The sequence below is a fragment of the Flavobacterium sp. genome, from assembly GCF_044361065.1.
Classification (GTDB): Bacteria; Bacteroidota; Bacteroidia; order Flavobacteriales; family Flavobacteriaceae; genus Flavobacterium.
Genome location: NZ_JBIKJI010000069.1, coordinates 1 through 10,333, shown reverse-complemented (window position 1 = coordinate 10,333; position 10,333 = coordinate 1). Strand labels below are relative to the sequence as shown.

Below are 10,333 nucleotides of genomic sequence, written 5' to 3'. Positions count from 1 at the left end.
AGTTGCGTATTGACCTGTTTTGGTTTTCTTTTGTTTTGCTCCGCCAATTTTCATTTTTTCAAATAAAACATCACCTAATTGTTTAGGAGACGCTAAATTGAATGTTTCACCAGCAGTTTCATAGATTTTTTGCTCTAAAGCTTTGCTTTCAGCAGTCATTTCAACTGACATTTTATTTAAAAAATCGACATCCAAATTAATACCTTCTTTTTCCATATCGGCTAAAACAGGAACTAACGGAATTTCAATTTCATCATATAATTTTTTCGTACCTACTTTTTCTAAAATAGGTAAAAAATGATTTTTAAGTTGAATCGTAACATCGGCATCTTCTACAGCGTATTCTTTAATTTCATCTAAAGGAATATCGCGCATATTGCCCTGATTTTTCCCTTTTTTCCCAATTAATTCTGTAATAGATTTTGGCGAATATTTCAAATACGTTTCGCTCAATACATCCATATTATGACGCATATCGGGATTAATCAAATAATGCGCAATCATAGTATCGAATAAATTTCCTTTAACTTCAATTCCGTATTGAGAAAGAATTTTTAAATCGTATTTAATATTTTGACCTACTTTTTCGATGTTTTCATTTTCGAAAAACGGCTTGAATTTTTCAATTAAAACTTGTGTTTCTTCTCTGTTTTCTGGAAATGGCACATAGAATCCTTTTCCTTTTTCCCAAGAAAATGCCAAACCTACTAATTCGGAATTTAATGCATCTAAACCAGTCGTTTCCGTATCAAAACATACCGAAGTTTGATTCAATACATTCTGAATGAACATTCTTGTTGGTAAATCACCTTGTACGTTTTGATAGAAATGTTCCGTATTTTCTAAAGTTGCATAATACGATGAGTGTGTTTCTGTAGCATCTTCACTATCTGAAAAACCAAATAAATCATATTGTTCATCTGTAGTTTTTTTAACCGGTGCTTTCTTTAAAACAGGAATCTCAGAATTTGTTACTTCAGTATTCGCTGCTGGATTGTACAATTTATCGAATTGCGCTTTCATTTGTCGGAATTCTAATTCCATAAATAACGCATCTGTTTTTTCTACATCTGGCGAAGATAATTCGTAATCTTTTTCGTTAAAAGTTACAGGACAATCTAATAAAATAGTAGCTAATTTTTTAGATAAGATTCCTTGTGCTTTGTTGGCTTCAATTTTATCTTTTAAAGCGCCTTTTAGTTTGTCAGTATTGTCTAAAAGATTCTCCATTGAACCGAATTCGGCCAATAATTTCTTTGCTGTTTTTTCTCCAACACCTGGTAATCCTGGAATATTATCTACGGCATCGCCCATCATTCCAAGATAATCTATAACTTGCAATGGATGTTCTATTTCAAATTTCGCTTGTACCTCTGGAATTCCCCAAATTTCAATGTCATTTCCCATTCTGGCAGGGCGATACATAAAAATATTTTCGGAAACCAATTGGGCAAAATCCTTATCTGGCGTAACCATAAAAACTTTGTAATTTTCTTTTTCGGCTTGTTTGGCAATCGTTCCAATTAGGTCATCTGCCTCAAAACCTGCTACTTCTATAATTGGAATATGCATAGCACGCAATAAATCTTGGATATAAGGCACCGCAATTTTTATGGCTTCTGGCGTAGCATCTCGGTTGGCTTTATATTGTTCGAACATTTCCAAACGAAACGTACTGCCGCCTTTATCAAAAGCAACCGCTAAATGATCTGGTTTTTCACGTTTAATGACATCCATTAAGGCATTCATAAATCCCATAATGGCAGAAGTATCCATACCTTTTGAGTTAATTCTTGGGTTTTTTATAAAGGCATAATACCCGCGAAAAATTAATGCGTAAGCGTCTAAAAGAAATAAGCGTTTTTGTGACATAAATGGTTTTTTATCTATTCGTTTGTAAAAATACAATACTTTAAATAAAAAATCTTTGTTAAATTTCAATAAATATTTATGTTAATTGTGAACTTGTTAGTTAATTTGTAAAAAATAAAAAAATATGAAAGGTTTAATACCGCTTCTAATATTATTAATTGTCGAATTTTATTCATTTCAAGCAATTAAAACGATTACCAAAAACAAATGGGTTTTATTAATTTATTTAGTGATTTCAATCGTTTTAATGCTTTTTATCGTCTATTCATTTATGAATTTCGATAGAGGTAAAGGTCAAAATAAATCAAGTTTGCTTGTTATTGGGATGACATTACTTATTTATGTTCCTAAAATTTTAATTTTTTTAATTTTATTTATTGAGGATGTTTCACGTTTGGTAGAAGCCTCAATTATGAGTTTTGTTGATGAAAACAGAGAACAATTTTTTAGTCCAAGAAGACGTTTTGTGAGCCAGATTGCTTTAGGAATTGCAACTATTCCTTTTGCTTCTTTACTTTACGGAATGACTATTGGAAAATATAATTTTAAAGTACTGCGACAACAAATCTTTTTCGACGATTTACCTGAAGAATTTGACGGGATGACAATTACTCAAATTTCAGATATTCATAGCGGTAGTTTTGATGAAGATACCGATAAAATCAAATACGCGGTAGATTTAATCAACCAACAAAATTCCGATTTATTATTGTTTACAGGTGATATCGTAAATACACACGCCAAAGAAATGGATCCGTGGATTGATACGTTTAAAGGATTGTATCAACCTAAATTTGGTAAATTTTCCATTTTAGGAAACCACGATTATGGTAAATATTTCGATTGGGATTCAGAAAAAGAAGAAATTCAAAATTTTGAAGATGTAAAAAACATTCATAAAAAATTAGATTTTACTTTGTTAATGAATGAAAATGTAAAGTTGAAAAAAGGTTCTTCTGAAATTGTGTTGGTTGGTGTAGAAAATTGGGGTGTACATTTTGGTAAAAAAGGCGATTTAAAAAAGGCAACATCAGATGTTAAACCAGAAGATTTTAAAATAGTAATGAGTCACGATCCAAGTCATTGGGAAAATGAAATAAAAAATCACGATACTCATTATCATTTAACCTTATCAGGTCATACACACGGATTGCAATTTGGAATTGAAATTCCGGGTTGGTTCAAATGGAGTCCTGTACAGTATGTATACAAGCAATGGGCAGGATTGTATGAAAATGCCGGAAGATATATTTATGTAAATCGTGGTTTTGGCTTTCACGCCTATCCAGGTAGAGTAGGAATTATGCCCGAAATTACCGTAATTGAGTTAAAAAAATCCAAAAAAGAGGCGTAATTGCTTAAAAAATGTGGTTTTTTGTTTGATATATTAAAAAAATATATACATTTGTTTAATAAACAATTCGGTCTATGTCGAAATTTGGAGAACTTATAGATGCACAAGTGCCAGTATTAATTGATTTTTTTACGGAATGGCACGAACAATCTATTACTATGAATGAAACAATTCGTCACGTTGCAGCTGCTTTAGGCGACAAAGCAAAAGTGATTAAAATTGATGTAGATAAAAATAAAGAATTAGCGGAAGCACTTCGTATTAAAGGTCTACCAACTTTTATGATTTACAAAGATGGTCAAATGGTTTGGAGACAAAGCGGTGAATTTGATGCCAATACTCTAATTTCTCTTATTCAAGAACAAGCTTAGGCGATTTTTTCAAATTTAAATTCTTTACTTTTTAATGTTTCAATGGTTTTTTCTAAGCTATTGAGAACATTCTCTTTTGCCTTATTGCTATCGTGAAATACAATAATACTTCCGGAAAAAACATTTTGAATTACATTTTCATAACATTTTTCTGCTGAAATACTCGCGTCATAATCTTTGCTCAATACATCCCACATAATTATTTTGTAACCTAATTTTCTCAGCTTGTAGGATTGCCACGGAGTAATTTTACCATAAGGCGGACGAAATAATTTCGAATTTCGAATTTTGAATAATGAGTTCAGTTTGATTTCGCAAGCTTCTGAGTTGCTAATGTATGTTTTTGTAGGAGTTTTCCATCCCTTTAAATGACTATAGGTATGATTTCCTACAGAATGCTGTTTAGAAAGAATTTTCTGTACGATTTCTGGATGTTTTCTTACGTTGTCACCAATGCAAAAAAAGGTAGCTTTGATGTGATGTTTGTCTAAAATTTCTAAAACCCTTTCTGTGATTTCTGGAGTAGGACCGTCATCAAAAGTTAAATAAATAGTATTTACAGAATTCGGAATATCCCAAACCTGATTGAAAAATAAGAGCTTTATTATTTTAGGAACTTTTATCATAAAAAAAGCCATTCAAAGGAATGGCTTATATATTTGTTATTCAATTTCTCTTTTATATTCGCCCATCATATTATTGAAATTGTTGAATTTCACGCGTTGTAAATTGTAAAACTCTACATCTCCATTTTCCTGAGCTAATAATAATAACGAACGATAAATTTCAATTTCTCTATAAATTTCCATTCTATAAAACGCTTTCTGTTTTTCTGATTGCGAATGAAAGAAAGTTATTTTTTCTTGATATTTTTTAATCAGTTGATTTAAGATTTTTCTTGCTTCTTCTTTTTTGCCAATTTTATAATATCCTTCAGCAAATGGTTCTACAGTAGTGTAATATTCAAAGTAATCAATTGGCATATTTTTCATAGCTATTTGAATTACTTTTTTGGCTTTATCAAATTTCTTTTCTTCAATTAATGCGGTCATTAAACGAGAAAGATTGTTTCTGTAAGATAATGCATTTTTACGCGTTTCTGGGTCGTGATAAATTTTATCGCTTCCTGCATTACCCCAAGTCCATTGGTTGATGATTTTGAAGGTTTTTTCAGTATCAATATAACCCATATCGTAAGAATTTCCTTCTTTTAGTTTGGTTTTTACAGGGACTAATTTATAAACCATACCGTCTAATTGAAGGTATTCTTTCATCCAAATATAGTCGTCTGCGCCAAAACTTCCTGGAGAGAAATAAATAGGTCGTTTCCAGTTGTTGGCATTAAAAATATCTAACATTAAAATTCTGTTTTTATAAATCGCACCGCCTTTTAATTTTAAATTAATTTGTGGCACAATAGAATCGTAATATTTTTTATCTACAACTTTATTTTTAATAATGTTTTGCTTGTCAATTTTAACTTTTAAATGTTCGCTTGGATAAAAATGTACAAATTGACCATTTTTCATTTCTCTTTTTGAGCGATCGTCTTTTAAGAAATCTAAAGTTAAACCTAAGTCTAACGTGTCAGTTGTTCTTTCGTCAAATAAGCAATAATTTCTTTTATCGCCCACATATTGATCATGTGTAAATGAAATAGGTACCGCATCTGATTTATTCGATTTGATTTTCATCTCATCAATATACCAATCCGTAGCCAATAAACTTGTGTTTACAATTCTAACATCCGTTCTGTATCCTTCAATTTCTTGCAAATACCACATTGGAAAGGTGTCATTATCGCCAATTGTAAACAATATAGCATTGGGTTCGCAAGAATCTAAATAGGCTTTTGCCATCGCTACAGCGGTGTATTTTCCACTTCTATCATGGTCATCCCAGTTTTCGGATGCCAATAGTACTGGCGAAGCTAATAAAGTAGTGGCTAATACGGCTGGAAGTGCTACTTTTGGCGACACATATTTTAAAATATATTGATAAATGGCATAAATTCCAACGCCAATCCACATTGCGAAAATATAAAACGAACCTACTAAAGCATAATCTCTTTCTCTTGGTTCGAAAGGCCTTTCGTTTAAGTAAATTTTCAAAACTAAACCAGTGAACAAAAACAAGAGTAGTAAAACATAAAATGATTTCCATTCTTTTTGTGCATGATAAACCATTCCGATAATTGCTAAAATAAAAGGTAAAAAGAAATACGTATTTCTTCCTTTGTTATTTTTCATATCCGTAGTTAATTCACTTTGGTTGTCTAAATGTAAATTATCAATAAAGCTGATTCCGCTTAACCAATTTCCTTCTAAACTTTCATAATTTCCTTGTAAATCATTTTGTCTTCCAACAAAATTCCACATTAAATATCGGAAATACATATAGCCAAATTGGTATTCAAACATAAATTTCATATTGTCTGAAAACGATGGTTTTTCAATCGTTAAATAATCACCATAGGTTTTTAAAAATTCTTCGTATTCGTCTAATCCAAGTTTGTTAGATGCAAATTGACTTCTAAAATCAGAAACAATTTCGGTAAATTGTCCTAATTTATCTTCATCCGTTTCTCCAGTTTCTTCATCATAAAAGGCTTCATGATTTACACTAAATTCTAATGGCTTTGTAAAAGTCATATAGTTTTTGGCGTGTTCTTCACTCCAAAGTCTTGGTAAAAACGCATTGTGTTTAGAGTTTGGATTGTGTTTTCCATTGATATAATTATTGGTAATAATATATTTACCCGTTTTCTCGTCTCTTTCGTAGTTTGGTTTATCATCAGAATACGGATTCTCTTCATCAGCTCCAGCATAAGCATTGGAAAACTGAGGACCATAAAACAACTTGGTTTCCCCGTATTGTTCTCTGTTGTAATACGCTAAAACTTCAGCAGCATCACTGGGTTTGTTCTCGTTTATGTTAATATTTGAATTGGCTCTTACGGGAAGCATTATCCAAGTTGAAAATCCAATTAAAATAAATAATATACTTAATAAAAGTGTATTAAACTTTACTAATTCTTTTTTCTTAGTATATGATAAACCAAAATAAAAACCAGCTACAATTAGTAAAAAAGCAATAATAGTTCCAGAATTAAAAGGCAATCCCATTGAGTTTACTGCAAAAATTTCTGTTTTCGCAAAAAACGATAACGTATAAGGCAGTAAAAATTTAAAAATAAACATCAAAATAGCTAATATCACTACATTGGCAATAATAAAATTCTTAACTGTAATGTTCTTTTGTTTTTTGAAGAAATATAACATTCCAATTGATGGTAAAGCTAATAAGGCCAAAAAGTGTACCCCAAAGGAAAGCCCAATAACCAATGAAATTAAGATAACCCATTTATTTCCTCTTTCTGTTTCCAGTTCTTCTTCCCATTTTAGACCCAACCAAAATAATAAGGCAATAAATAATGAAGCCATTGAATATACTTCAGCTTCTACTGCATTAAACCAAAAACTATCTGTAAATGTATAGGATAAGGCAGCAATTAATGATGCGCCAAGTGTAAGTTTTGAAGTTTCATTATTCCATTCAGAGGTAGCGATAACAATTTTTCGTATAATTTTAGATGCCGACCAAAACATAAATAAAATAGTAAATGCACTTGAAAATACCGATACCATATTAACCATTAATGCAATTTGACTATTATCTGTGGCAAACATAGCAAAAAACGCACCTATCATTTGATATAAAGGTGCCCCTGGCGGATGACCCACTTCAAGTTTAGCTGCGGTGGCAATATATTCACCACAATCCCAAAAACTCATTGTTGGTTCTACGGTTAGAGTGTAGGTAACTAATGCAACTATAAAAGCAAACCAACCTATGTAGGTGTTCCATTTGCTGTAGTTAAATGAAATCATATATTTACTAAATTAATTTAGATTACAAAGAAACCATTTATTGAAGAGATTACCAATTAATTTTTTCTTAAAAATTATTTAAAAATTATTTGCAGAGAATAAAATATATATTACATTTGCACTCGCAATTACAAAATAATTGGTTCATGGTGTAATGGTAACACTACTGTTTTTGGTGCAGTCATTCAAGGTTCGAGTCCTTGTGAACCAACAAAAAAATCCCGCTTGAAAAAGCGGGATTTTTTTATTTATATTAATTTTAAATCACTTATATTTTAAAAGCAATAACAGGTCTTTTAGCGTGGTTTACTAAGTCTTCAGAAATACTTCCATTTAAAAAGTGAGAGATTCCTTTTCTACCGTGCGTAGAAACGGCTATAACATCAGAATTTGAGTCTTTTGCAAAATGTAAAATTCCTTTTTCCACATTAATATCATTATAAATGTGAGTAGAATAATTAGAAAAGTGAAATTCTTCAATAAAGTTTCTAACTTTTTCTTCAGCAGCTCTTGTTGTGCTGAAATTATTTGGTGTAATTACATGAAGTAAATTAATGTGAGCTCCGAAATAGTTTGCAAAATCAACTACTTTTTCAAAAGGTTTTTTAATTTCATCTGAAAAATTAGAAGCAAATGTAAGTGTGTCAACTTTAAAATCTGCATCTTCTTTTTTAATCACTAATACTGGAATTTCTGAATTCCTAACTACTTTTTCGGCATTTGAACCCACAAACATTTCGTGGAAACCACTTGCTCCATGAGAGCCCATTACTACTAAATCAGCATGATGTTTTTTCCCATTTTCAATAATTCCTTCAAATGCTATGTTAAACTGTACGATACTCGAAACTTTAATATCATCTAAAAAACTTGCGTTTTCTAATTCTTCTAATTTAGCTACAGCTGCATTTTTAAAGAACATTAATTCAGGTATTTCATGCGAAGTATTAAGTGCATCATTTCCTGAACTTGATAATTCTAGCATATGTAATAAAATTATTTCGCCATTATTTTTTTTGGCAATTTGCGCGGCAACTTTTAAAGCATTTTCGGCATGTTTTGAAAAATCGGTAGGGACTAAAATTGTTTTCATTTGTTTAAATTTAATTACTATTTATTATAGTATAAAGTTACGAAAATTTTTTGAATTGTTTAACTTTTTTGGAAAAATGAAATATTTGGACATTTTAAAAAAAATGTTGTATATTTGCCGAGTTATTTAGTAAACAACCAAATAATGAGGCACGCAATGCGTGCCTCTTTTTATAAAGATGACATTTAAAGAAAAAGTAAAAAGCTTGCTTGACAAAGCGTTAGAGGAGAACACACAATTGTTTCTGATTGATTTAGATTTTTCAGAATCAAACAAAATTTCTGTTATCTTAGATGGTGATTCTGGTGTAAATTTACAAGATTGTATCAATGTAAATAAGTTTTTATATAGCGGGTTAGAAGCAGAAGATGTAGAATATTCTATTGAAGTTGCCTCGGCAGGAGTGTCTTCGCCATTAAAATTGGTTAGACAATATAAAAAAAATATAGGAAGAACAATAAAAGTAAAAACCATTTCTCAAGGTGATTTTGAGGCTATATTATCTGATGCAGATGAACAAACAGCTACATTATCTTGGAGCGCAAGAGAACCAAAAGAAATAGGTAAAGGAAAAGTAACCGTTCAAAAAACAATTGCAATTCCTTATTCAGACATAAAAGAAGCAGTAGTAATAATATCATTTTAAAAATAAAGCATACCATGGAGAATATTGCATTAATAGATTCATTTTCAGAATTTAAAGACGACAAACTAATCGACAGAGTAACCCTTATGGCTATTTTGGAAGATGTGTTTAGAAATGCGTTGAAAAAGAAATATGGTTCAGATGACAATTTCGATATTATCATAAACCCTGATAAAGGAGATATGGAAATTTGGAGAAACCGTGTAGTTGTAGCTGATGAAGATTTAGATCTTGAAAACGAAGAAATCACATTAACAGAAGCTAGAAAAATCGAACCTGATTTTGAAATTGGAGAAGAAGTATCTGAAGAAGTAAAATTAATCGATTTAGGTAGAAGAGCTATTTTAGCCTTACGCCAAAATTTGATTTCTAAAATTCATGAACACGATAACACCAATCTTTACAAACAATTTAAAGATTTAATTGGTGATATTTATACTGCCGAAGTACACCATGTACGACCAAAAATGGTGGTTTTAATGGATGACGATGGAAATGAAATTATCTTACCTAAAGAAAAACAAATTCCAAACGATTTCTTTAAAAAAGGAGAAAATGTAAGAGGTATTATTGAAAGCGTAGAGCTTAAAGGAAATAAACCTCAAATTATAATGTCAAGAACAGCACCAAGTTTCTTAGAAAAATTATTTGAACAAGAAATTCCTGAAGTTTTTGATGGTTTAATTACTATTAAAAAAGTAGTTAGAATCCCTGGTGAAAAAGCAAAAGTTGCCGTTGATTCTTATGACGATAGAATTGATCCTGTTGGAGCTTGTGTAGGTATGAAAGGATCTCGTATTCACGGAATTGTTCGTGAATTAGGAAACGAAAATATCGACGTAATAAATTACACACAAAACACTCAATTATTTATTACAAGAGCGCTTAGCCCGGCTAAAGTTTCTACAGTAAAAATTGATGAAGAAAATAAAAAAGCAGAAGTTTTCTTAAAAATTGAAGAAGTTTCAAAAGCCATTGGTAGAAACGGACAAAACATTAAATTAGCGAGTCAATTAACTGGATACGAATTAGATGTAATTCGCGAAGGAATTGTTCAAGAAGAAGATGATGTGGAATTAAGAGAATTTAGTGATGAAATTGAAGAAT

At 30.8% G+C, this 10,333-nt stretch carries 8 protein-coding genes and 1 tRNA gene; 5 read left to right on the top strand and 4 right to left on the bottom strand.

Annotated features, from left to right (window positions below; genetic code table 11):
• A partial coding sequence (locus ACIQ11_RS05770; RefSeq protein ID WP_396153652.1) for a DNA polymerase occupies positions 1-1,872 on the bottom strand: 1,872 nt, incomplete at its 3' end.
• A 124-nt stretch (positions 1,873-1,996) separates the two neighbouring features.
• On the opposite strand from ACIQ11_RS05770, the gene ACIQ11_RS05765 reads away from it, so the two are divergent.
• The gene (locus ACIQ11_RS05765; RefSeq protein WP_396153650.1) at positions 1,997-3,226 is read left to right on the top strand and encodes a metallophosphoesterase; all 1,230 of its coding nucleotides are present in this window, start codon (positions 1,997-1,999) and stop codon (positions 3,224-3,226) included.
• Between the two features lie 74 nt (positions 3,227-3,300).
• Positions 3,301-3,597 carry a co-chaperone YbbN gene (locus ACIQ11_RS05760; protein WP_091312869.1) on the top strand — a complete coding sequence of 99 codons (297 nt, stop codon included), beginning with the start codon at positions 3,301-3,303 and terminating at the stop codon, positions 3,595-3,597.
• Here ACIQ11_RS05760 and ACIQ11_RS05755 read toward each other — a convergent pair.
• Together ACIQ11_RS05755 and ACIQ11_RS05750 are read right to left on the bottom strand one after the other, a co-directional pair.
• The gene (locus ACIQ11_RS05755; protein WP_396153648.1) at positions 3,594-4,223 is read right to left on the bottom strand and encodes a polysaccharide deacetylase family protein; all 630 of its coding nucleotides are present in this window, start codon (positions 4,221-4,223) and stop codon (positions 3,594-3,596) included. The genes ACIQ11_RS05760 and ACIQ11_RS05755 overlap by 4 nt on opposite strands.
• Positions 4,224-4,259: 36 nt before the next feature.
• Positions 4,260-7,487: a protein O-mannosyl-transferase family gene (locus ACIQ11_RS05750; protein ID WP_396153646.1), complete on the bottom strand. Its 3,228-nt coding sequence runs from the start codon at positions 7,485-7,487 to the stop codon at positions 4,260-4,262.
• Positions 7,488-7,627: 140 nt separating this feature from the next.
• Here ACIQ11_RS05750 and ACIQ11_RS05745 point away from each other — a divergent pair.
• A tRNA-Gln gene (locus ACIQ11_RS05745) sits at positions 7,628-7,698 on the top strand.
• A 57-nt stretch (positions 7,699-7,755) separates the two neighbouring features.
• On the opposite strand, the gene ACIQ11_RS05740 is transcribed toward ACIQ11_RS05745, so the two are convergent.
• Complete coding sequence (locus ACIQ11_RS05740; protein WP_396153644.1) at positions 7,756-8,580, bottom strand: universal stress protein; 825 nt, start codon at positions 8,578-8,580, stop codon at positions 7,756-7,758.
• 178 nt (positions 8,581-8,758) lie between these two features.
• Between ACIQ11_RS05740 and rimP the strand changes: the two genes are divergently transcribed.
• Positions 8,759-9,226 carry a ribosome assembly cofactor RimP gene (rimP, locus tag ACIQ11_RS05735; protein WP_396153642.1) on the top strand — a complete coding sequence of 156 codons (468 nt, stop codon included), beginning with the start codon at positions 8,759-8,761 and terminating at the stop codon, positions 9,224-9,226.
• A gap of 14 nt (positions 9,227-9,240) precedes the next feature.
• Positions 9,241-10,333 (top strand): transcription termination factor NusA (gene nusA, locus ACIQ11_RS05730; protein WP_396153640.1); only part of this gene is annotated, 1,093 nt, incomplete at its 3' end.

Coding starts and splice junctions, on each gene's coding strand:
- ACIQ11_RS05765 (WP_396153650.1), top strand. CDS start 1,997: ATGAAAGGTTTAATACCGCTTCTAATATTATTAATTGTCGAATTTTAT.
- ACIQ11_RS05760 (WP_091312869.1), top strand. CDS start 3,301: ATGTCGAAATTTGGAGAACTTATAGATGCACAAGTGCCAGTATTAATT.
- ACIQ11_RS05755 (WP_396153648.1), bottom strand. CDS start 4,223: ATGATAAAAGTTCCTAAAATAATAAAGCTCTTATTTTTCAATCAGGTT.
- ACIQ11_RS05750 (WP_396153646.1), bottom strand. CDS start 7,487: ATGATTTCATTTAACTACAGCAAATGGAACACCTACATAGGTTGGTTT.
- ACIQ11_RS05740 (WP_396153644.1), bottom strand. CDS start 8,580: ATGAAAACAATTTTAGTCCCTACCGATTTTTCAAAACATGCCGAAAAT.
- rimP (WP_396153642.1), top strand. CDS start 8,759: ATGACATTTAAAGAAAAAGTAAAAAGCTTGCTTGACAAAGCGTTAGAG.